Genomic DNA, 21,425 nt, shown 5'->3' with positions numbered 1-21,425 from the left:
GCCCGGTTACATTCCGAACCCGGAAGCTAAGCCTTACAGCGCCGATGGTACTGCAGGGGGGACCCTGTGGGAGAGTAGGACGCCGCCGAACTAAAATTGATAGAAGAGCTGGTCCCTGAACTTCGGTTCAGGGACCAGCTCTTTTTTGTTGCGCGTTACTCCCCGTTCACGTTGCGCGACCAACATCCGCGACATGGGAACACTTGCGATGCTGCGAGCCGCAGGAGTCGGCGCCGGGGACGAAGTCATCGTCCCCGCCTACGGGAACGCCGAAGTGGCCGAGGCCGCCGTGCTCGCGGGCGCCATGCCCGTGTTCGCGGACATCGACCCGCGGACGTACTGCCTCGACCCCGAGGCGGTCGACGCCGTCGTCACCCCCCGGACGGCCGCTGTGGTCGCCGTACACCGCTTCGGGAACCAGGCGGACATCGCCGGGCTCCACGCCGTCGGACAGCGGCACGCGCTCCTCGTACTGGAGCACGCGGAGCCGGACGCGCCGCGGGACGGGATCGCGCAGCGGCAGGCATACGCCTCGTATCTGAACGGGCGCCTCACTGGAGTGATAACGCCGGCCGGAGGAGCCGCCCACAGCCACCAGTACGTCGTGCGGGTGCCCGGGAACGGGCGGCCGGACCGCGACGCGTTCGCGCGCGCCGTACGGGCCAGGGGAGTTGACTGCCGCGTACCCGTGAAGACGCCGCTGCACCGGACGCCGAAGTACTGGCGGGACGTGGAACTGCCGCAGACCGAGCGGGCCGCCGACGAAACGCTCGCGCTGCCCGTGGACGCCTCGTTGACGCGACGGGAACTCCAGCGGATCGTGTCGGCGTGCAACGCGCTCGGCGGGCTGCTGCAGCCCGCGTTCTGAATTTCGGCCATGTTCCTCGGCGACCGAGGAGACGGCGGTTCTGAGGCGCCCGATGTTCGGGTAGGATCTATTCCGTTGCCGCGAGGGAAACCCCGCAGAACGCAACTGGCCCCTATAGCTCAGTCGGTAGAGCGTCTCCATGGTAAGGAGAAGGTCAGCGGTTCGATTCCGCTTGGGGGCTCAGAGATTCAAGGAATACGAGAAGGCCATCGTCCAGAGGACGGTGGCCTTCTTTGCTGTGTGCCCCTTCAGGAGGAAGGGGCACACGTCGTTCAGTCCTCGAGGCCAGGGACGCGCATCGCCAGGATCGCCATGTCGTCCGACGGGGCGTCCGACGCGAAGCGTTCCACCGCGCGCATGATGCGGGCCGCCACCGCGCCCGCCGTGAGCCCCGTGCACGTCGTCAGGACGTCGGCGAGACCGTCGTCACCCAGCATGCGCGTGCCCTCGCGGCGCTCCGTCACGCCGTCCGTGACGCACAGCAGGACATCCCCGGGATCCAGGGTCACCGTCTGCTCGTACAGCTCCAGGTCGTCCATGACGCCGAGCAGGGGCTGCGGCTCCGCGTACGGCTCGACCGTGCCGTCCTGGCGCAGGCGCAGCGGCAGCGGGTGGCCCGCGCAGACGATCTTCAGGACCGCCGAGCCGTCCTCCTGGGGCCACAACTCGCCGTACAGGAGCGTGAGGAAGCGGCTGCGGGCGCCCTCGTCGAGGATCGCGGCGTTGAGGCGCTCCAGGACCGCGGGGCCGCCGAAGCCCTCGCGGGCAAGGAGGCGCAGCGCGTGCCGGGCCAGGCCCGTGACCGCGGCCGCCTCCGGGCCCGTGCCGCAGACGTCGCCGATCGCGAAGCCGTACGCGCCGTCGCGGATCGGGAAGAGGTCGTAGAAGTCACCGCCGACCTCGTTGCCCTCGCCGGCCGCGCGGTAGATGACCTCCACCTCCACGCCCGGGACCTGGGGCAGGCCGGGCGGGAGCAGGCTGCGCTGCAGGGACTGGCTGATCGCCATGCGCTCCGAGTACAGGCGGGCGTTGTCCAGGGCCAGGGCGGCACGGCGGGACAGGTCCTCGGCGAGCTCCAGGATCTCCTGGCGGAAGTGTTCGTCGGAGGGCTTGCCGAGCACCAGCATGCCGATGACGCGGTTGCGGGCGACCAGAGGCAGGACCACCGTCTCGCCGCCGACCGCGGAGGCCGTCGACAGGGTCGTGCCGATGCCCGCGCCGACCGTCATCGGCTCACCGAGGCCCAGGTTGCGCATCGACGTGCGCAGGGCCGCCTGGTGCGCGGCGTCGGAGGGGGCCGTCCACACGCGGGCGCCCGGGGTCGGGACCGGGTCCGGCGGGGCGACCTTCGTGAGGAGGGCCTTGAGGCCGTCGATGCGCTCCTCGTCCTCGTGCAGGACGTACGAGAGATACGGCTCCGAGGCCTGGTCGGCGATGGTGTAGACGGCGCACCACGTGGCGAGCGTCGGGACGGTCATCTGGGCCATGAGGGCCAGGGTCTGATCGCGGTCGAGGGTGCCCGCGAGCAGGTCGGAGGCCTCCACGAGGAAGGACAAGGAGCCGCGGCGCAGGCGCTCCAGCTCGCCGAGCCGGGCCGACTCGACGGCGAGGGCGATGCGGTCGGCGGCGAACTGCAGGCGCAGGGCCTCTTCGTTCGAGTACCGGTCGGGGGCCTCGGCGGCGACACCGAGCGAACCCGTGAGGCGGCCCTCGACCTTCAGCGGGACCGTGACGACCGAGCGCATGCCGGTGCTGTTGAGCAGCGGGACGGCGCCCGGGACGACCGTGAGGTCCTCGTGGACGGCCGGGAGACGCGCCGAGCCGTACCGGCCGGGGCCCGCCTCCACAGGCACGCGGGCGAAGCGCTGGCGGGCCGACGGCAGGCCCGTGGAGGCGCGGACCTCCAGTTCCGTCTCGTCGTCCGTGGCCAGGAGCAGGAAGGCCGCGTCGCCGTCGAGCATGTCGCGGGCGCGCTCGACCGTGCGCTGCAGGAGGCCGTCCAGGTCCTCCGGCGCGGGCGAGCCGATGAAGACCTCGAAGGGGTCGGCGGCGCGCGGTTCGCTGAGGGTGCCCGGCTCGGGGGAGGGGCCGCGCAGCGGGGTCTGCAGGACGGCGCGCTCGTCGTCGCGTACGAGAAGGCAGACCGTGGAGGGCTCGCCGTCGGTGTCGCGCACGCGCAGGTGCGAGGCGTAGACGGGGATGACGCGGCCGCCGGAGTCGCGGATTCCGTAGCTGCCCTCCCAGCGGGAGAGCTGGAGGGCGTCGGCGATGCCGGTGCTGGTGCCGGGGGTGTGCGGCCAGGCGGCGAAGTCGGTGAGGGGCTTGCCGGTGACCTGCTCGGCGACGTACCCGAAGAGTTCCTCGGCGTCCTCGTTCCAGGCGGAGATGGCGCCCGCGCGGTCGATCTGGACGACGGCGACGCGGACGCGGCCGTCGGTGATCGGGAGGAGGTCGGCCGGGAGCGCGGGGCCCGCGGCGCGGGTGCCGACGGGGCGGTCGGGCAGGTTGAGCTGGAACCAGACCTGCTTGTGGGTCGAGGTGTAGTCGACGCCCCAGCGGGTGGCGAGCGCGGCGCAGAGCTGGAGGCCGCGGCCGCCCTCGCGGTCGGGGCTGCCCATGGTCGCGGGGGAGTTCTGGAGCGGGATCTCGCGCTCGGGATAGTGGTCGGAGACCTCGATGCGGACGGCGTCCTCGGTGCGCAGGCACAGGACGTCGGCGGCGGTGCCCGCGTGGACGACGGCGTTCGTGACGAGTTCACTGGTCAGAACGACCGCGTCGTCGACGATGTCGGAGAACCCCCAGCCCTGGAGGGTGTCTCTGACGAACGAACGGGCCGTCGCGACGGAACGCCCGACGGGTTCGAAAGTCGCAGCCGCGCGCGCGGTGATCACAGAGCTCCTCGTCCGTTGTCCCCCGGGAATCTGCAGTCCCATGGTGCGGCCGCCCCTCCGATGCCCGCTGTTTATGTGTGCCACCGCCCTGGCCGGGCAGGACCGGGGTGGTTGGACAGCCGGATGCCAGGTTACTTACCTTCGCCGTCCAAGCTGATGCCGGTCGCCAGTGTTTCCGCCCGGAGGGTGTGCGGACGGTGTGCGAAGCTGCCGAACTGTTATGGCCTGGTTCGGCCATGGTGAAACACTGGGCAGGCTTCCAGATGGAGCCCCAGCAGTACGGTCGACCCTTGCGGGAGGGACACAGTGGAGTCTGGCGCTGCGACGCGTGGCACAAAGACGCGCGCGAAGGACGGACGGTCCCTGAGCAGTCAGCGCAAGCCGCGGAACGGGACGACGGCCACGGTGGACGCCGCGGCCCTCAACAGGCTGCTCGTCGCCCTGGTGGCGATGCGGGACGGGAACTTCCGCAAGCGCCTGACGGTCTCGGGCGACGACGTGATGTCGGAGATCGCCGCGGTCTTCAACGAGGTCGCCGACCGCAACCTCCACCTGACCGGTGAGCTGTCGCGGGTGCGGCGCACGGTGGGGCGTGAGGGAAAGCTCACAGAGCGGCTGCGGGGCGGGGCCATGGAGGGCTCCTGGGCGGCGGCGATCGACGCCTCGAACGCCCTCGTGGAGGACCTCGTACGGCCCGTCTCCGAGGTCGGCCGGGTGCTGTCCGCGGTCGCGGAGGGCGACCTGGAGCAGCGCATGGAGCTGCGCGCGGAGGCGGACGAGGGCAACGGCCATCCGCTGCGCGGTGAGTTCCTGAAGGTCGGGCGCACCGTCAACAACCTCGTCGACCAGCTGTCCACGTTCACCGACGAGGTCACGCGGGTGGCCAGTGAGGTCGGCACGGAGGGCAAGCTGGGCGGGCAGGCCAGGCTGCGCGGCATGTCCGGTTCGTGGAAGGACCTCACGGACTCGGTCAACACGATGGCGTACCGGCTGACGGCGCAGGTGCGCGACATCGCCCTGGTGACGACGGCGGTCGCCAAGGGTGATCTGTCCCGCAAGGTCACGGTGCACGTGGCCGGCGAGATGCTGGAGCTGAAGAACACCGTCAACACGATGGTGGACCAGCTGTCCTCGTTCTCCTCCGAGGTCACCCGGGTCGCGCGGGAGGTCGGCACGGAGGGCGAGCTCGGCGGGCAGGCGCAGGTGCCGGGCGTCGCGGGCGTGTGGAAGGACCTCACCGACTCGGTGAACCTGATGGCGGGCAACCTGACCGCGCAGGTGCGGGGCATCGCCCAGGTCACGACGGCCGTCGCGAACGGCGATCTGTCGCAGAAGGTGCGGGTGAGCGCGCGCGGCGAGGTGGCCCAGCTCGCCGAGACCATCAACCAGATGACGGAGACGCTGCGGACGTTCGCGGACGAGGTCACGCGCGTCGCCAACGAGGTCGGCGCGGAGGGGCAGCTCGGCGGGCAGGCCAATGTGCCGGGCGCGGCCGGGACGTGGAAGGACCTGACCGACTCCGTCAACACGGTCTTCCGGAACCTGACGACGCAGGTGCGGGACATCGCGCAGGTGACGACGGCGGTGGCCAGCGGTGACCTCTCCCAGAAGGTCACCGTCGATGTCGCGGGCGAGATGCTCGAGTTGAAGAACACCGTCAACACGATGGTGGACCAGCTGTCGTCGTTCGGTGCCGAAGTGACGCGTGTGGCGCGGGAGGTCGGCGTCGAGGGCGAGCTCGGCGGGCAGGCGCAGGTGCCGGGCGCCGCGGGGACGTGGAAGGACCTCACCGACTCGGTGAACACCGCCTTCCGCAACCTCACCGGGCAGGTGCGCAACATCGCGCAGGTGACGACGGCGGTGGCCAACGGTGACCTCTCCCAGAAGGTCACGGTCGACGTCTCCGGAGAGATGCTCCAGCTGAAGAACACCGTGAACACGATGGTGGACCAGCTGTCGTCGTTCGCCGACCAGGTCACGCGGATGGCGCGGGACGTGGGCACGGAGGGGCGGCTCGGCGGCCAGGCGCGCGTGGACGGCGTCAGCGGTACGTGGAAGGAGCTCACGGACTCCGTCAACTTCATGGCGGGGAACCTGACTTCGCAGGTGCGCCAGATCGCCCAGGTGACGACGGCGGTGGCCCGCGGCGACCTGTCGCAGAAGATCGACGTGGACGCCCGCGGCGAGATCCTGGAGCTGAAGAACACCATCAACACGATGGTGGACCAGCTCTCCGCGTTCGCCGACCAGGTGACGCGCGTGGCGCGGGAAGTGGGCACGGAAGGGCGACTCGGCGGCCAGGCGCAGGTGCCGGGCGTCGCCGGTGTGTGGCGCGACCTGACCGACTCCGTGAACGGCATGGCCGGGAACCTCACGGCTCAGGTGCGCAACATCGCGCAGGTCGCGACGGCGGTGGCGCGCGGTGATCTGTCGCAGAAGATCGACGTGGACGCGCGCGGCGAGATCCTGGAGCTGAAGAACACCCTCAACACGATGGTGGACCAGCTCTCGGCCTTCGCCGAGCAGGTGACGCGGGTGTCCCGCGAGGTGGGTACGGACGGCATCCTCGGCGGGCAGGCCGAGGTGCAGGGCGTGTCGGGTACGTGGAAGGACCTGACGCAGTCCGTGAACGGCATGGCGAACAACCTCACCCTCCAGGTGCGCAACATCGCCGAGGTCACGACGGCCGTCGCCATGGGTGACCTGTCCAAGAAGATCACCGTCGACGCCAAGGGCGAGATCCTCGAGCTCGTCACGACCGTGAACACGATGGTCGACCAGCTGTCGTCGTTCGCGGAGCAGGTCACGCGGGTGGCCCGTGAGGTGGGCACGGAGGGCAAGCTGGGCGGCCAGGCGCGGGTGGTCGGCGTCACGGGCATCTGGAAGGACCTCAGCGACAACGTCAACCTGATGGCCAACAACCTGACCATGCAGGTGCGCAACATCTCGCAGGTCGCGGCGTCCGTCGCCAACGGTGACCTGACGAAGACGGTGACGATCGAGGCGCGCGGCGAGGTCGCGCAGCTCGCGGACACCTTCAACACGATGGTGAAGACGCTGAGTTCGTTCGCCGACCAGGTCACCAAGGTGGCCCGCGAGGTGGGCACGGACGGCATCCTCGGCGGCCAGGCGCGCGTTCCGGGCGTGTCCGGTACGTGGAAGGACCTCACCGAGTCCGTGAACGGGATGGCGTCCAACCTGACCGGGCAGGTGCGCAACATCGCGATGGTCACGACGGCCATCGCCAAGGGCGACCTCACCAAGAAGATCGACATCGACGCGCGCGGCGAGATCCTGGAGCTCAAGACCACCATCAACACGATGGTCGACCAGCTCTCCTCGTTCGCCGAGCAGGTCACCCGGGTCGCCCGCGAGGTGGGCACCGAGGGGCAGCTGGGCGGTCAGGCGCGGGTGCGGGACGTCGACGGCACTTGGCGGGACCTGACGGAGTCCGTGAACGAGATGGCCGGGAACCTCACCCGGCAGGTGCGCGCCATCGCGGCCGTCGCCACCGCGGTGACGCGCGGCGACCTCAACCTGAAGATCGACGTGGACGCGGCGGGCGAGATCCAGGTCCTCCAGGACAACATCAACACGATGATCGCGAACCTCCGCGACACCACCCTCGCCAACAAGGAGCAGGACTGGCTGAAGGGCAACCTCGCGCGGATCTCCGGCCTCATGCAGGGCCGCCGTGACCTGGAGGACGTCGCCTCGCTGATCATGAGCGAGCTGACGCCGGTCGTCTCGGCCCAGCACGGCGCGTTCTTCCTGGCCATGCCGACCGACGACGCGAGTGACCTCGGCGGTGACGAGGACGCGTACGAACTGCGCATGCTGGGCAGCTACGGCTATTCGATGGGGTCGATGCCGACGTCGTTCCGGCCGGGGGAGACGCTCATCGGCACGGCCGCCAAGGAGCGGCGCACGATCCTCGTGGAGAACGCGCCGTCCGGCTATCTGCGGATTGCCTCCGGGCTCGGCGAGGCGCCCCCGGCGCAGGTCATCGTGTTGCCGGTGCTCTTCGAAGGCAAGGTGCTCGGCGTCATCGAGCTGGCGTCCTTCCAGCCGTTCACGCACATCCAGAAGGACTTCCTCAGCCAGATCGCCGAGATGATCGCGACGAGCGTCAACACCATCAGCGTCAACACGAAGACGGAGATCCTGCTCAAGCAGTCGCAGGAGCTCACCGAGCAACTGCGCGAGCGGTCCGCGGAGTTGGAGAACCGGCAGAAGGCGCTGCAGGAGTCCAACGCCGAGCTGGAGGACAAGGCGGCACTGCTTGCCCAGCAGAACCGCGACATCGAGGTCAAGAACACCGAGATCGAGGAGGCCCGGCAGGTCCTGGAGGAGCGCGCCGAACAGCTCGCGGTGTCGATGCGCTACAAGTCCGAGTTCCTGGCGAACATGTCGCACGAGCTGCGCACCCCGCTCAACTCGTTGCTCATCCTCGCGAAGTTGCTCGCCGACAACGCCGACGCGAACCTCACGCCCAAGCAGGTGGAGTTCGCCGAGACGATCCACGGCGCGGGCTCGGACCTGCTCCAGCTGATCAACGACATCCTCGATCTGTCGAAGGTCGAGGCGGGCAAGATGGACGTCAGCCCGACGCGCATCGCCCTCGTCCAACTCGTGGACTACGTAGAGGCCACTTTCCGCCCGCTGACCGCGGAGAAGGGCCTCGACTTCTCCGTACGGGTGTCGCCGGAGCTGCCCGCGACGCTGCACACGGACGAACAGCGTCTCCTTCAGGTGCTGCGGAACCTGCTGGCCAACGCGGTGAAGTTCACCGACTCCGGAGCGGTCGAACTGGTCATCCGGCTCGCCAGCAACGACGTGCCCAATGCCATCCGGGAGCAGCTCCTGGAGGCCGGGTCGCTGCGGGACGCCGACGCCGACCTGATCGCCTTCTCCGTGGCCGACACCGGCATCGGCATCGCGGCCAGCAAGATGCGGGTGATCTTCGAGGCCTTCAAGCAGGCCGACGGCACGACCAGCCGCAAGTACGGCGGCACGGGCCTCGGCCTGTCGATCAGCCGGGAGATCGCGCGACTGCTCGGCGGAGAGATCCACGCGGCCAGCGAACCGGGGCGCGGCTCCACCTTCACGTTGTATTTGCCGTTGCACCCCAGCGAACTGCCGCCGCAGGGCTACACCCAGCTCCCGCCGCCGTCCGCGACTCCCGAGTTGCCCGCACTGGAGCCCCTGGAGTCCCTGGAGTCTCCGGAGACCGCCGCGGGCGCGAACGGGCACCCGCAGTCCCAGCCGCCCGCCACCACGCCCCCGCAGGCGGCTCCTGGCCCCGCCGCGCTGTTCCGGCGCCGCCGCCGGGGCGCGCCGTCGGCCACGGGTCCCGCGCAGGCGGTCCCGGGGCAGCCCGCGGTCGGCGCGGGGGCGCAGGAGCAATGGCAGGAGAGCGCGGGGGAGGAGGCTCCGGCCGTGCGGGTGCGCATCCAGTTCGGCGGCGAGAAGGTGCTCATCGTCGACGACGACATCCGCAATGTGTTCGCGCTCACCAGCGTCCTGGAGCAGCACGGCCTGGCCGTGCTGTACGCGGAGAACGGCCGCGAGGGCATCGAGGTCCTGGAGCAGCACGACGACGTGACGGTCGTCCTGATGGACATCATGATGCCGGAGATGGACGGTTACGCGACGACGACGGCGATCCGCCGCATGCCGCAGTTCGCCGGACTGCCGATCATCGCGCTCACGGCGAAGGCCATGAAGGGCGACCGGGAGAAGGCCATCGACTCCGGGGCGTCGGACTACGTGACCAAGCCGGTCGACCCTGATCATCTGTTGTCGGTGATGCACCAGTGGATGCACCGGGAGTGACCCGGCGGCCGGGGCGGCCGGAAGCCGACTCGGGTACGGCGGGAAGGCGGCTCGCGGTCGGTGCGAAGAAGCCGCACCATTACGCGGAGTTGCTGACAGAGTGTGGCCGACGTCGTGTAGAACCGCGGTATACGGGGAACCTTCTGGTCCGCCACTGCGTTTCTGCTACGTGCACAGTGACATCGCGGTGACAGGGTGTGGCGACAGGCGGGGTGCGGCTACCATGACCGGCACAAGGACGGACGGCGCAAGGGAGCCGTCCCCTGGGGCGGCGCCCGGTGTACCGCCGGGGCGAGGAGGGCGGGCCATGGTGCAGAAGGCCAAGATCCTCCTGGTCGATGACCGGCCGGAGAATCTGCTGGCGCTGGAGGCCATCCTCTCTGCGCTCGATCAGACGCTGGTGCGGGCATCGTCCGGGGAGGAAGCGCTCAAAGCGCTGCTGACGGACGACTTCGCGGTCATTCTGCTGGACGTCCAGATGCCAGGAATGGACGGTTTCGAGACCGCCGCGCACATCAAGCGGCGAGAGCGGACCCGGGACATCCCGATCATCTTCCTCACCGCGATCAACCACGGCCCGCACCACACCTTCCGCGGGTACGCGGCCGGCGCCGTGGACTACATCTCCAAGCCCTTCGACCCGTGGGTGCTGCGCGCCAAGGTCTCGGTGTTCGTCGAGCTGTACATGAAGAACTGCCAACTGCGCGAGCAGGCGGCGCTGCTGCGGCTCCAGCTCGAAGGCGGCGCCAAGGCCGCGGCCGCGGAGGCCAAGGAGCCCGCCGGTCTGCTGGCCGAGTTGTCGGCGCGCCTCGCTGCCGTCGAGGAGCAGGCCGAAGCGCTGTCCAAGCAGCTCGACGACGACTCGGCGGACGCCGCCGCCGTCGCCACGGCAGCCCATCTCGAACGCAAACTCACGGGTTTGCGCAGGGCTCTTGACGCACTGGAGCCGGGCACGGGCAGCGGCGCCCCTTCGGTGCCTTCACAGAACTGACGCGCGCGCAGGCCTCGCCCGCCCACTGTGAACACCCGTCAGTTTCCCGCCCCGGCAAGGGCGACACAGACGGGTGAAGCAGTGGGCACACGTGTCCACCGTCGTCTCCCCCGGTAACCTCACACCCATGGCCTCACGTCAGCCCGCAGCCAAGAAGACGCCCGCGAAGAAGGCGGCCGCGCCGACCAAGGCTCCGGCGAAGAAGGCCGCCGCCAAGAAAGCGCCCGCGAAGCCCGCGGCGAAGAAGGCGCCCGCCAAGAAGGCCGCGGCCAAGAAGCCCGCCCCGAAGCCGGCGCCGAGCCCCACCAACCCCCTCTACCGCGTGGTGCGCGCCGTCTGGCTCGGCATCGCGCACGCGGTGGGCGCGATGTTCCGCGGCGTGGGACGCGGCGCCAAGGGGCTCGACCCGGCCCACCGCAAGGACGGCATCGCGCTGCTTCTGCTCGGCCTCGCCCTGATCGTCGCCGCGGGCACCTGGTCCAATCTGCGCGGGCCCGTGGGCGATCTGGTCGAGATGCTGGTGACCGGCGCCTTCGGCCGGCTCGACCTGCTGGTGCCGATACTGCTCGCGGCCATCGCCGTGCGGTTCATCCGGCACCCCGAGAAGATCGACGCCAACGGCCGCATCGTGATCGGCCTGTCCGCGCTCGTCATCGGCGTGCTCGGCCAGGTGCACATCGCGTGCGGGTCGCCCGCGCGCGACGAGGGCATGCAGGCGATAAGGGACGCGGGCGGGCTCATCGGCTGGGGCGTGTCCACGCCGCTGAACAAGGCCATGGGTGAGGTCCTCGCCGTACCGATGCTGGTCCTGCTGACCGTCTTCGGGCTGCTCGTCGTCACGGCCACGCCCGTCAACGCCATCCCGCAGCGGCTGCGGCAGCTCGGGGTGCGGCTCGGCGTCGTGGAGGCACCCGAGGCGGAGGGCGCGTACGGGGACCACGGCGAGTACGCCGACTACCCCGAATACTCCGACGACGACGAGCGCTACGAAGAGCAGTGGCGCGAGGCCCTGCCCGCGCGGCGCCGCAGGAAGCCCGGGAGCGGCCCGCAGGGGCCCTCGGCCGACGAGGCGGAGGAGGAGGCCCTCTCGAAGCGGCGCAGGCCGCGTCGCGCGTCTGTGCGCCCCGACCTCGACCGCCCCATGGACGCCGTGGACGTGGCCGCCGCCGCGGCCGCGGCGCTCGACGGCGCCGTCATGCACGGCATGCCGCCCTCGGCCCTGGTCGCCGACCTCACGCAGGGCGTCACCGTGGACCGCGAGGAGCACGAGCGGTCCGCCCCCGTGCCGCCGGCCCGTGCCACCGAGGCCCCCGTCCCCGGAGCCCCCGTCCCGGGCAGGAAGGCTGCGCCCAAGGCCCCCGCTGGCGGCGTGCCCGACCTGACCAAGGCCGCCCCCGACGAGCACCGCGACCTGCCCCCGCGCGCGGAGCAACTGCAGCTCTCCGGAGACATCACCTACTCGCTGCCCTCCCTCGACCTCCTGGAGCGCGGCGGCCCCGGCAAGGCCCGCAGTGCCGCGAACGACGCGGTGGTGGACTCCCTCACGAACGTCTTCAGCGAGTTCAAGGTCGACGCCGACGTCACCGGCTTCACGCGCGGCCCGACGGTCACGCGCTACGAGATCGAGCTCGGCCCCGCCGTGAAGGTCGAGAAGATCACGGCCCTGGCCAAGAACATCGCGTACGCCGTGGCCTCTCCGGACGTGCGGATCATCTCGCCCATCCCCGGCAAGTCCGCGGTCGGCATCGAGATCCCCAACACCGACCGCGAGATGGTCAACGTCGGTGACGTCCTGCGCCTCGCGGACGCCGCCGAGGACGACCACCCGATGCTGGTGGCGCTCGGCAAGGACGTCGAGGGCGGCTACGTGATGGCCAACATGGCCAAGATGCCGCACATCCTGGTGGCCGGAGCCACCGGCTCCGGCAAGTCGTCCTGCATCAACTGCCTGATCACTTCGATCATGATAAGAGCGACGCCCGAGGACGTCCGGATGGTCCTCGTCGACCCCAAGCGCGTCGAGCTCACCGCGTACGAGGGCATCCCGCACCTGATCACGCCGATCATCACCAACCCCAAGCGCGCGGCCGAGGCGCTGCAGTGGGTCGTACGCGAGATGGACCTGCGCTACGACGACCTCGCCGCGTACGGGTTCCGGCACATCGACGACTTCAACGAGGCCGTGCGCGCGGGCAAGGTCAACGCGCCCGAGGGCAGCGAGCGGGAGCTGCAGCCGTACCCGTACCTGCTGGTCATCGTGGACGAGCTGGCCGACCTGATGATGGTCGCGCCGCGTGACGTCGAGGACTCGATCGTGCGCATCACGCAGCTCGCGCGCGCCGCAGGCATCCACCTGGTCCTGGCCACGCAGCGGCCCTCCGTGGACGTCGTGACCGGCCTGATCAAGGCAAACGTTCCCTCACGGCTCGCCTTCGCCACCTCCTCGCTCGCCGACAGCCGCGTCATCCTCGACCAGCCCGGCGCCGAGAAGCTGATCGGCAAGGGCGACGGCCTGTTCCTGCCCATGGGCGCGAACAAGCCCATCCGCATGCAGGGCGCCTTCGTGACCGAGGACGAGGTCGCCGCGGTCGTCCAGCACTGCAAGGACCAGATGGCGCCCGTCTTCCGCGACGACGTCACCGTGGCCACCAAGCAGAAGAAGGAGATCGACGAGGACATCGGCGACGACCTCGACCTGCTGTGCCAGGCGGCCGAGCTGGTCGTCTCCACCCAGTTCGGGTCCACGTCGATGCTCCAGCGCAAGCTGCGCGTCGGCTTCGCCAAGGCGGGCCGCCTGATGGACCTCATGGAGTCGCGGAACATCGTCGGACCGAGCGAAGGCTCAAAGGCACGTGACGTTCTTGTGAAACCCGATGAGCTGGACGGAGTGCTCGCCGTGATCCGCGGGGAGGCTCCCTGAACGAGCCGGTTCGCTCGTACGGAGCCGGTTTGACCCGGGGGAGTCGCGTTCACCCGTACGGGGACGTGCTCACCCGTTCGAGAATGCAAGCAACCGTTTCTCTTCGGCTCACGTCAAGTTGAGGGGAAGAACAGCACCATGTCCCACCATCAGGATGTCCGGCCATTCTGATGGCGTACAAAGTCCGTCCGCCCGGTTGCCCCACCCTTTCTCGGCCCCCCTAGACTGAATGTCCGGCAGGTGGCTACACGCTCGAAAGGCGCACCCGTGTCCATCGGCAACTCCCCTGAAGACGACCACCCTTCAGACGACCGCCCCGCAGAGGACAGCCCCGCGGCCGAACGCCCCGCGGAAGAGCGTCCCTCGATCGGTCATGTCCTTCGGCAGGCACGCGTGGACGCGGGACTGACCGTCGACGAGATCAGTACGTCCACCCGGGTGCGCATCCCGATCGTGCACGCGATCGAACAGGACGACTTCTCGCGCTGCGGCGGCGACGTGTACGCCCGCGGACACATCCGTACGCTGGCGCGCGCCGTCGGCATCGACCCCGCCCCGCTGGTCGCGCAGTACGACGCGGGGCACGGCGGCAGGCCGCCCGCGCCCACTCCGGCCGCACCTTTGTTCGAGGCCGAGCGGATCCGCTCCGAGCCGCGCCGCCCGAACTGGACCGCGGCCATGGTCGCCGCCATCGTCGCCGTGATCGCCTTCGTCGGGTACACCGCCTTCAGCGGAGACGAGGACGGCGACGGCGGCCAGCAGGTCGCCGAGGGCTCCACGCCCAGCAAGTCCGCCGCCCCGAAGCCGAGCGGCAGCAAGCCCGCCGACCCCAAGCCGGACCCCTCGGACAGCGCCGTCGCCGGGGTGCCGCGCGACAAGGTGACCGTCAAGGTCGACGCCGCCGACGGCCGCAGCTGGATCTCCGTGAAGGACCACAACGGCCGACAGCTGTTCGACGGCCTGCTCAAGCAGGGCCAGAGCAAGACCTTCCAGGACAAGCAGAAGATCGACCTCGTCCTCGGCGACGCCGGCGCGATCAAGCTGTTCGTGAACGGCAAGCCGGTCGACAACGAATTCGAACCGGGCCAGGTCGAGCGCCTGACGTACACGAAGGGTGACCCCGAGGTCGGCTGACCTGCCCCGCCCCGAGCGCCCGTCGCGATCACCAGTGAACCCTGGCGGCGGGCGCCGACGCATGGACGAAGTAGTCTTGATTCCATGCCCGAACGCCGCACCGTCGCCCTTGTCACGCTTGGCTGCGCCCGTAACGAGGTGGACTCGGAGGAGCTCGCAGGCCGCTTGGAGGCGGACGGCTGGGACCTCGTGGAGGACGCCGAGAACGCGGACGTCGCCGTCGTCAACACCTGTGGCTTCGTCGAAGCCGCCAAGAAGGACTCCGTAGACGCCCTGCTCGAAGCCAATGACCTCAAGGGTCACGGCAGGACGCAGGCCGTCGTGGCCGTCGGCTGCATGGCCGAGCGCTACGGCAAGGATCTCGCCGAGGCGCTGCCCGAAGCCGACGGCGTCCTCGGCTTCGACGACTACGCCGACATCTCCGACCGCCTGCAGACCATCCTCAACGGCGGCATCCACGCCTCGCACACCCCGCGCGACCGCCGCAAGCTGCTCCCGATCAGCCCCGCGGAGCGCCAGGAAGCGGGCTCAGAGGTCTCCCTGCCCGGCCACGCGCCCGTGGACCTGCCCGAGGGCCTCGCGCCCGCCTCCGGGCCGCGTGCGCCCCTGCGCCGCCGCCTGGGGAGCAACCCGGTGGCTTCGGTGAAGCTCGCCTCCGGCTGCGATCGCAGGTGCTCCTTCTGCGCCATCCCGTCCTTCCGTGGCTCCTTCATCTCGCGCCGCCCCTCGGACGTCCTCGGCGAGACCCGCTGGCTGGCCGAGCAGGGCGTCAAGGAGGTCATGCTGGTCTCCGAGAACAACACCTCGTACGGCAAGGACCTCGGCGACATCCGGCTCCTGGAGACGCTGCTGCCCGAGCTGGCCGCCGTCGACGGCATCGAGCGCGTCCGGGTCAGCTACCTGCAGCCCGCCGAGATGCGCCCCGGACTCATCGACGTCCTGACGTCCACCGAGAAGGTCGCGCCGTACTTCGACCTCTCCTTCCAGCACTCCGCGCCCGGCGTGCTGCGCGCGATGCGCCGCTTCGGGGACACCGACCGCTTCCTGGAGCTCCTGGAGACCATCCGCGGCAAGGCGCCGCAGGCCGGTGTGCGCTCCAACTTCATCGTCGGCTTCCCCGGCGAGACCGAGGCCGACGTCGCCGAGCTCGAGCGGTTCCTCACGGGCGCCCGGCTCGACGCGATCGGCGTCTTCGGGTACTCCGACGAGGAGGGCACGGAAGCGGCGACGTACGAGCACAAGCTCGACCAGGACACCGTCGACGAGCGGCTCGCGCGGGTCTCGCGGCTCGCGGAGGAGCTGACCTCGCAGCGCGCTGAGGAGCGCCTCGGCGAGCGCCTGGAGGTGCTGATCGAGTCCGTCGACGACGAGGACGGCGCCATCGGGCGCGCCGCGCACCAGGCGCCCGAGACGGACGGCCAGATCCGGTTCGCGGACGCGACGGCTGGGGAGCCCTTGCACGTCGGCCGTATGGTCGTGGCAAAGGTGGTCGGTACGGAAGGCGTGGATCTGGTGGCGGAGCAGTGCGAGCTCCTGGGAGAAGGGGCCGGAGCCGGCCCCGAGGGCCCCGGTGCGGGCCGGTCCCGGGGCGTCGGCGAAGGGACGGGCAGATGACCCAAGTCCCGGCATCCGCGGCGGGCGGCTCCGGCGCGCACGGCGCGAAGCCGGTGCGCGGCGGGAAGCTGGGCGCCGCGGCGGTCGACCAGGCCAGCCTGTGGAACGTCGCGAACCTGCTGACCATGGTCCGGCTGCTGCTCGTGCCCGGCTTTGTGATGCTGCTCCTCGGCAACGGCGGCTACGACCCGGCCTGGCGCTCGTTCGCCTGGGCCGCCTTCGCCATCGCCATGATCACCGACCTCTTCGACGGTCACCTCGCCCGCACGTACAACCTGGTCACGGACTTCGGGAAGATCGCCGACCCCATCGCCGACAAGGCGATCATGGGGGCGGCGCTCATCTGTCTGTCCTGGCTCGGCGACCTGCCCTGGTGGGTGACCGGCGTGATCCTCGGGCGTGAGCTCGGGATCACACTGCTGCGCTTCTGGGTGATCCGCTACGGCGTCATCCCGGCAAGCCGCGGCGGCAAGATGAAGACCCTCGCGCAGGGCACGGCCGTCGGGATGTACGTCCTGGCGCTGACCGGCCCGCTCGCGACCCTGCGGTTCTGGGTGATGGGCGTCGCCGTCGTCCTCACCGTGGTCACCGGCCTGGACTACGTGAAGCAGGCCGTGGTGCTGCGCAGGCAGGGCATGGCGGCGAGCGCGGCGGCGAGCGCGGACGCCGCGCGCGAGGAGGCCGACCCGGAGCCGGAGCGGGGAGCCGCGAAGTGATGTCGGGGGGATCGGAGGCGGGCGCCGGTGCGGGTGCCGGTGTGGACGCCGCAGGCGTGGCCGGGGCCGGGGTGGCCGCCGAGGTGCTGCGGGTGCTCGCCGGGCGCGGTGAGACGCTCGCCGTCGCCGAATCCCTGACCGGCGGTCTCGTGGCCGCCGAGGTAACGTCGGTGCCGGGTGCCTCGCGGGTCTTCCGCGGCTCCGTCACGGCGTACGCGACGGAGCTGAAGCGGGAAGTCCTCGGGGTGGACGGCGAGCTGCTCGCCGCCCGCGGAGCCGTGGACGGCGACGTCGCCCTGCAGATGGCCGCCGGTGTGCGCGAGCTGCTCGGCGCGGACTGGGGGCTCGCCACGACGGGCGTCGCCGGCCCCGATCCGCAGGACGGACAGGCGGTCGGAACGGTGTTCGTCGCGGTCGTCGGCCCTGGTTCCCCGCTTCGCTCTGAGGGGAATGTGGCCGGCCTGAGGTTGAACGGAATCCGTACGGAAATCCGTAGAGAGAGCGTACGCAGTGTGCTGGGACTGCTCCTTCGGCAGCTCTCGGGAGAACGCGCCGGGAACGAGCGGGCACAGGATACGGAACAGAACGGGGGGACTTGATGTTTGCAGCCCTGAGTGAACACGACATCGCTCCCCGCACGGCCGCCGCGCAAGGCGGTACGGTGGGGCGTGAAGGATGCGGCTACGCGGTCCGAGGAGGGAGCCACCGATGATTCTGCTCCGTCGCCTGCTGGGTGACGTGCTGCGTCGGCAGCGCCAGCGCCAGGGCCGTACTCTGCGCGAAGTCTCCTCGTCCGCCCGAGTCTCACTCGGCTATCTCTCCGAGGTGGAGCGGGGGCAGAAGGAGGCTTCCTCCGAGCTGCTTTCCGCGATCTGCGACGCGCTTGACGTACGGATGTCCGAGCTCATGCGGGAAGTGAGCGACGAGCTTTCGCTCGCCGAGCTGGCCCAGTCGGCAGCGGCTACGGAACCGGTGCGCGCACCGATGCGTCCGATGCTCAATTCCGTCTCGGTGACCGGTGTGCCACCGGAACGGGTGACCATCAAGGCGCCTGCGGAAGCGGTCGACGTCGTCGCCGCCTGACGTTCAGGCTTCTTACGCGCACAGAGCCCCGGCCGGGCTGTCCGGCCGGGGCTTTTGCTGTCCTGTTCCGGTCGGCCGCTGTTTCTCGCCTGCGAGTGGTGCCCGAAGTGGCCGTAATGTAGCGCTTGCGCGATGGTTGATGGTGTTTTGAGCGGCGTTGTTTGGACAGCCGAGACACGAGGACAGCTGGCTGGTGATGGCAGCTGGCTGGCTGTGACAGCCAGACGACCGTGACGACAGTGACAACAGTGACGACAGTCAAGACGCGGAGGAACCGATGTACGTCGTGAAGAGCCCGTTGCCCGACGACGATCTGAAGACTGTGTCCGAGGCGCTGCAGGGCGCCCTCGTGGACCTCGTCGACCTGTCCCTGGTGGCCAAGCAGATCCACTGGAACGTGGTCGGCCCGCGCTTCCGCTCCGTGCACCTGCAGCTCGACGAGGTCGTGGACACCGCCCGGCTGCACTCCGACACCGTCGCCGAACGTGCCTCCACGCTCGGTGTCTCGCCCGACGGGCGGGCCGGGACGGTGGCGTCGAGCAGCGGTATCGGCCAGGTTCCCGACGGCTGGGTCAAGGACACCGACGCGGTCGGGGCGCTCGTGGACGCGCTCGGAGCGGTGATCACGCGGATGCGGGAGCGGGTGGGTGCCACCGGTGACGCGGATCCGGTGAGCCAGGACATCTTCATCCAGATCACGGCTGACCTGGAGAAGCATCACTGGATGTTCCAGGCCGAGAACGGATAGGTCTGGCGGGGGCGCCTTGGGGGACGGGCGGCCCGTGGGAGTGTCTCGGCGGACCGGACGGGGCCGGTCTGGTCGTCAGCCCTGGACTGGTCTGTTCGTCCGTCCTGGCCCGGTTCTGTGAGTGTCGGGCTGGTGCTGTCGATGTTCTGGGCCGTACTTCTGGTTCTGGGTCGTACTTCTGGTTCTGGGTCGTACTCCAGCTCCAGCCGATGGTGCGGGGGTGCGGTGCGGGTGGCTGTGGGCTCTTCGGATGCGGGGGCGAGTGGGGCGGGGGAGACTCGGAAAGCCCGCGTCCGGCGTCCGTCCGGGCGGGCTCCGTGTGCGGCCGTGCGGTCGGCCTGGCTCCTGGCGGGAGGTGACAGCCGTGCCGTGGCGCATCGTGCGGTGGGCGCCGGTGCTGGGGCTTTCCGCGCTGTGGTGGTGGGCCGTCTTCCGGCTCGCCCTGGCGCCCGAGGCGGGCGTCCTCGAGGGGGCCGTCGCCGCCGGGGGGTGGGGGTTGAGTCTGCTGCCGGTGCACTGCGTGGCGAAGGCGCGGGCTGCGGGGGTCGCTCGGCGCAGGTCGCCTGGACAGGTCACCAAGGCATCGCGACGCCGCCGTTCGGGCGCAGGATCTGGCCCGTCGTGAACGACGACGCGTCCGACGCCAGGTGCAGCACGGCGTGCGCCACGTCTTCCGGTTCGCCGACCCTCCCCAGGGGCGACCTGCGGGCCAGCGCGGCCTCCGCCGCCGCCTGTGCCTCCTCCTCGTGCCGGTGCGTCATCGGCGTACGCGTCCATCCCGGAGCCACGGCGTTGACCCGGATTCCGTGCTCGCCGACCTCCGCCGCCAGCGTCTTCGTCAGCTGCACGACGGCCGCCTTCGCCGAGGCGTAGCAGAGCAGGCCGGGGTAGCTGGTGTCGACCGCGCTCGACGCCATCGTCACGATGCTGCCGCCCGTCCCTCCGGCGATCATCGTCCTGGCCGCCGCCTGGCACGCGTACAGGACCCCCTTGAAGTTCACGCCCAGGACCCGGTCCAGGTCCTCTTCGCGTGTCTCCAGGACCGGGCTGCTGTGCATGATCCCGGCGATCGCCGCCATCACGTCCAGTCGGCCCGTCGTCTCGGCCGCCTCCGCTACGGCCTCGTCTACCTGCGCTTTGTCGGCGACGTCCACGGTGTACGCGAACGCCGTCCCGCCGTCCGCCTTGATGCGGGTCGCCGTCTCCTGCAGACCCTGGGCGTCGCGGTCGGCGCAGTGCACCGCCGCGCCCGCCTCTGCGAGCAGTACGGCGGTGGCGCGGCCGATTCCGCTGGCGGCGCCTGTGACGAACGCTGTGCGGTCGGTGAGGTCGTACGCCGTTATGGGCATGGCGGGACCGTACGGCTAGATCTGACGGGGCGTCAACTAGTTGGTTTGCGTGGGTGCGTGGGTGCGTGGGTGCGTGGGTGCGTGGGTGCGTGGGTGCGTGGGTGCGTGGGTGCGTGGGTGGAGTGGTTTTGGTTTTCTTAAGGGGTTGGGCCCTGTTGGCAGGTCGGGCACCAGTACGTGGGGCGTTTGCGGGTGGGGTCGCCTTGCTCCGCCGAGCGCAGGGGTGTGCCGCAGCGCAGGCAGGGGCGGGGTGCGCGGCCGTACACGTACAGGCGTTGGCCGGGGCGGGTGCTGCCCGTCGTCGTGCGGGCCGGGCGGTCGCGGTTCGCCTCCAGGAGCTTCTTCGCCAGGGTCGGTAGGCGGGTGGCCTGCTCCTCGGACAGCTCACCGACCGGAAGCCAGGGGGTGGCCCTGAGCAGGAAGCAGAGTTCGCTCTTGTAGATGTTGCCGATGCCCGCGAGATTCCGCTGGTCGAGCAGCGCCTCGCCCAGGGCGCGCTCGGGGTCCGCCCGTAGGTTCCGCAGCGCCTGGTCCGGGTCCCAGTCCGGGCCCAGGAGGTCCGGGCCAAGGTGGCCCACGGCGCGGTGCTCGTCGGCCGTGCGGAGCAGTTCCAGGACCGGCAGGCGGTAGCCGACGGCGGTGTGGTCTGCGGTGGCGAGGATGGCGCGGATCTGGTGGGTGGGGCCGCCGCGCCAGCGTTCCTGCGGGGTGTACACGCGCCAGGAGCCGTCCATGCCCAGGTGCGAGTGGAGGGTGAGGCCGCCTTCCACTCGGGTGAGGAGGTGTTTGCCGCGGGCGGTTACGTCCAGGACGGTGCGGGTGGTCAGGTCGGTGGTGGCGAGCTTGGGGACGCGGAGGTCGGAGCGGGTGAGGGGGTGGCCGGAGAGGGCTGTGTGGAGGTGGTGGGCGGATTGGTGGACGGTGTCTCCTTCGGGCATGGGGGTAGCGTTCCACTTTTGCTGGCGGGGGCGCCTTGGGTCGTGGGGGGTTGCGGTCTTTTCGCCTTGTGTCCGGTTGTGGGGCGGGGCCGCGCCGGTATGTCCGTGCTCGCGTGTGTGGCCTGGTACGCGTTGTGTGTACGTCCATCGTGGTGGGCCGAGCTGCGCGCGGACATACCGGCACGTCCCCTCCGGTTCGGTTCGCGGCGAACGGTCCGGTGGGGGCCTAGCGTCTGGCTATCGGTCCGGTGGGGGTTCCTGTCCCGGCCTTCGGTCCGGTGGTTTCCCTGCGCTGTGGCCGGCGGTGCCTGCCGTCCATGCCCCCCTGCTGTGGGCAG

The 21,425-nt window shown here is 70.3% G+C and carries 14 protein-coding genes, 1 tRNA gene and 1 rRNA gene; 13 read left to right on the top strand and 3 right to left on the bottom strand.

Features of this window, described 5'->3' with window-relative positions; translation table 11 throughout:
* From rrf to ACFVHO_RS32080, 3 genes are all read left to right on the top strand, one after another.
* Nucleotides 1-91 (top strand): 5S ribosomal RNA (gene rrf / locus ACFVHO_RS32090); the annotation flags it as partial.
* 117 nt (nucleotides 92-208) lie between these two features.
* A complete protein-coding gene (locus ACFVHO_RS32085; protein WP_385722349.1) occupies nucleotides 209-868 on the top strand; it encodes a DegT/DnrJ/EryC1/StrS family aminotransferase in 660 nt (219 codons plus the stop codon).
* A 108-nt stretch (nucleotides 869-976) separates the two neighbouring features.
* A tRNA-Thr gene (locus ACFVHO_RS32080) sits at nucleotides 977-1,049 on the top strand.
* A 91-nt stretch (nucleotides 1,050-1,140) separates the two neighbouring features.
* Here ACFVHO_RS32080 and ACFVHO_RS32075 read toward each other — a convergent pair.
* Nucleotides 1,141-3,801, bottom strand: coding sequence for a SpoIIE family protein phosphatase (locus ACFVHO_RS32075; RefSeq protein WP_385722331.1), 2,661 nt, complete (start codon nucleotides 3,799-3,801; stop codon nucleotides 1,141-1,143).
* Between the two features lie 264 nt (nucleotides 3,802-4,065).
* Here ACFVHO_RS32075 and ACFVHO_RS32070 point away from each other — a divergent pair, with 264 nt between their 5' ends.
* From ACFVHO_RS32070 to ACFVHO_RS32025, 10 genes are all read left to right on the top strand, one after another.
* Complete coding sequence (locus ACFVHO_RS32070) at nucleotides 4,066-9,594, top strand: HAMP domain-containing protein (RefSeq protein ID WP_385722328.1); 5,529 nt, start codon at nucleotides 4,066-4,068, stop codon at nucleotides 9,592-9,594.
* Nucleotides 9,595-9,901: 307 nt separating this feature from the next.
* A complete protein-coding gene (locus tag ACFVHO_RS32065; RefSeq protein ID WP_190119327.1) occupies nucleotides 9,902-10,585 on the top strand; it encodes a two-component system response regulator in 684 nt (227 codons plus the stop codon).
* 91 nt (nucleotides 10,586-10,676) lie between these two features.
* Nucleotides 10,677-13,505 (top strand): DNA translocase FtsK 4TM domain-containing protein, encoded by a 2,829-nt coding sequence (locus tag ACFVHO_RS32060; protein WP_385722325.1) that lies wholly within the window; start codon nucleotides 10,677-10,679, stop codon nucleotides 13,503-13,505.
* A gap of 267 nt (nucleotides 13,506-13,772) precedes the next feature.
* Nucleotides 13,773-14,639 carry a helix-turn-helix domain-containing protein gene (locus ACFVHO_RS32055; RefSeq protein ID WP_385722323.1) on the top strand — a complete coding sequence of 289 codons (867 nt, stop codon included), beginning with the start codon at nucleotides 13,773-13,775 and terminating at the stop codon, nucleotides 14,637-14,639.
* An 84-nt stretch (nucleotides 14,640-14,723) separates the two neighbouring features.
* Nucleotides 14,724-16,253, top strand: coding sequence for a 30S ribosomal protein S12 methylthiotransferase RimO (gene rimO / locus ACFVHO_RS32050; RefSeq protein ID WP_385722320.1), 1,530 nt, complete (start codon nucleotides 14,724-14,726; stop codon nucleotides 16,251-16,253).
* On the top strand, nucleotides 16,250-16,969 hold the full coding sequence (gene pgsA / locus ACFVHO_RS32045; protein ID WP_385722317.1) for a CDP-diacylglycerol--glycerol-3-phosphate 3-phosphatidyltransferase: 720 nt from the start codon (nucleotides 16,250-16,252) through the stop codon (nucleotides 16,967-16,969). Before rimO ends, pgsA begins: the two co-directional genes overlap by 4 nt.
* On the top strand, nucleotides 16,969-17,568 hold the full coding sequence (locus ACFVHO_RS32040) for a CinA family protein (RefSeq protein WP_385722314.1): 600 nt from the start codon (nucleotides 16,969-16,971) through the stop codon (nucleotides 17,566-17,568). The genes pgsA and ACFVHO_RS32040 overlap by 1 nt, the downstream gene beginning before the upstream one ends.
* A 109-nt stretch (nucleotides 17,569-17,677) precedes the next feature.
* Complete coding sequence (locus ACFVHO_RS32035) at nucleotides 17,678-18,052, top strand: helix-turn-helix domain-containing protein (protein WP_030362858.1); 375 nt, start codon at nucleotides 17,678-17,680, stop codon at nucleotides 18,050-18,052.
* 277 nt (nucleotides 18,053-18,329) lie between these two features.
* Nucleotides 18,330-18,800, top strand: a complete 471-nt coding sequence (locus tag ACFVHO_RS32030; protein ID WP_030362857.1) for a Dps family protein — start codon at nucleotides 18,330-18,332, stop codon at nucleotides 18,798-18,800.
* Nucleotides 18,801-19,164: 364 nt separating this feature from the next.
* Nucleotides 19,165-19,425, top strand: a complete 261-nt coding sequence (locus ACFVHO_RS32025; RefSeq protein ID WP_385722310.1) for a hypothetical protein — start codon at nucleotides 19,165-19,167, stop codon at nucleotides 19,423-19,425.
* Here ACFVHO_RS32025 and ACFVHO_RS32020 read toward each other — a convergent pair.
* Both ACFVHO_RS32020 and ACFVHO_RS32015 read right to left on the bottom strand, forming a co-directional pair.
* Entirely contained in the window at nucleotides 19,373-20,149 is a 777-nt protein-coding gene (locus ACFVHO_RS32020; protein WP_385722307.1) for an SDR family NAD(P)-dependent oxidoreductase, read from the bottom strand. The two genes, ACFVHO_RS32025 and ACFVHO_RS32020, sit on opposite strands and share 53 nt — an antisense overlap.
* 137 nt (nucleotides 20,150-20,286) lie before the next feature.
* Complete coding sequence (locus ACFVHO_RS32015) at nucleotides 20,287-21,087, bottom strand: Fpg/Nei family DNA glycosylase (protein ID WP_385722304.1); 801 nt, start codon at nucleotides 21,085-21,087, stop codon at nucleotides 20,287-20,289.
* Nucleotides 21,088-21,425 lie beyond the last annotated feature (338 nt).

Source organism: Streptomyces sp. NPDC127108, from assembly GCF_042677545.1.
Classification (GTDB): domain Bacteria; phylum Actinomycetota; class Actinomycetes; order Streptomycetales; family Streptomycetaceae; genus Streptomyces.
Note: the sequence above shows the minus strand (reverse complement) of the source record. Positions and strands in the feature narration are given on the sequence as shown.

Excerpts from the sequence above, each read along its gene's own strand:
- ACFVHO_RS32085 (WP_385722349.1), top strand. The coding sequence starts at position 209 with ATGCTGCGAGCCGCAGGAGTCGGCGCCGGGGACGAAGTCATCGTCCCC.
- ACFVHO_RS32075 (WP_385722331.1), bottom strand. The coding sequence starts at position 3,801 with ATGGGACTGCAGATTCCCGGGGGACAACGGACGAGGAGCTCTGTGATC.
- ACFVHO_RS32065 (WP_190119327.1), top strand. The coding sequence starts at position 9,902 with ATGGTGCAGAAGGCCAAGATCCTCCTGGTCGATGACCGGCCGGAGAAT.
- rimO (WP_385722320.1), top strand. The coding sequence starts at position 14,724 with ATGCCCGAACGCCGCACCGTCGCCCTTGTCACGCTTGGCTGCGCCCGT.
- pgsA (WP_385722317.1), top strand. The coding sequence starts at position 16,250 with ATGACCCAAGTCCCGGCATCCGCGGCGGGCGGCTCCGGCGCGCACGGC.
- ACFVHO_RS32040 (WP_385722314.1), top strand. The coding sequence starts at position 16,969 with ATGTCGGGGGGATCGGAGGCGGGCGCCGGTGCGGGTGCCGGTGTGGAC.
- ACFVHO_RS32035 (WP_030362858.1), top strand. The coding sequence starts at position 17,678 with ATGATTCTGCTCCGTCGCCTGCTGGGTGACGTGCTGCGTCGGCAGCGC.
- ACFVHO_RS32030 (WP_030362857.1), top strand. The coding sequence starts at position 18,330 with ATGTACGTCGTGAAGAGCCCGTTGCCCGACGACGATCTGAAGACTGTG.
- ACFVHO_RS32020 (WP_385722307.1), bottom strand. The coding sequence starts at position 20,149 with ATGCCCATAACGGCGTACGACCTCACCGACCGCACAGCGTTCGTCACA.
- ACFVHO_RS32015 (WP_385722304.1), bottom strand. The coding sequence starts at position 21,087 with ATGCCCGAAGGAGACACCGTCCACCAATCCGCCCACCACCTCCACACA.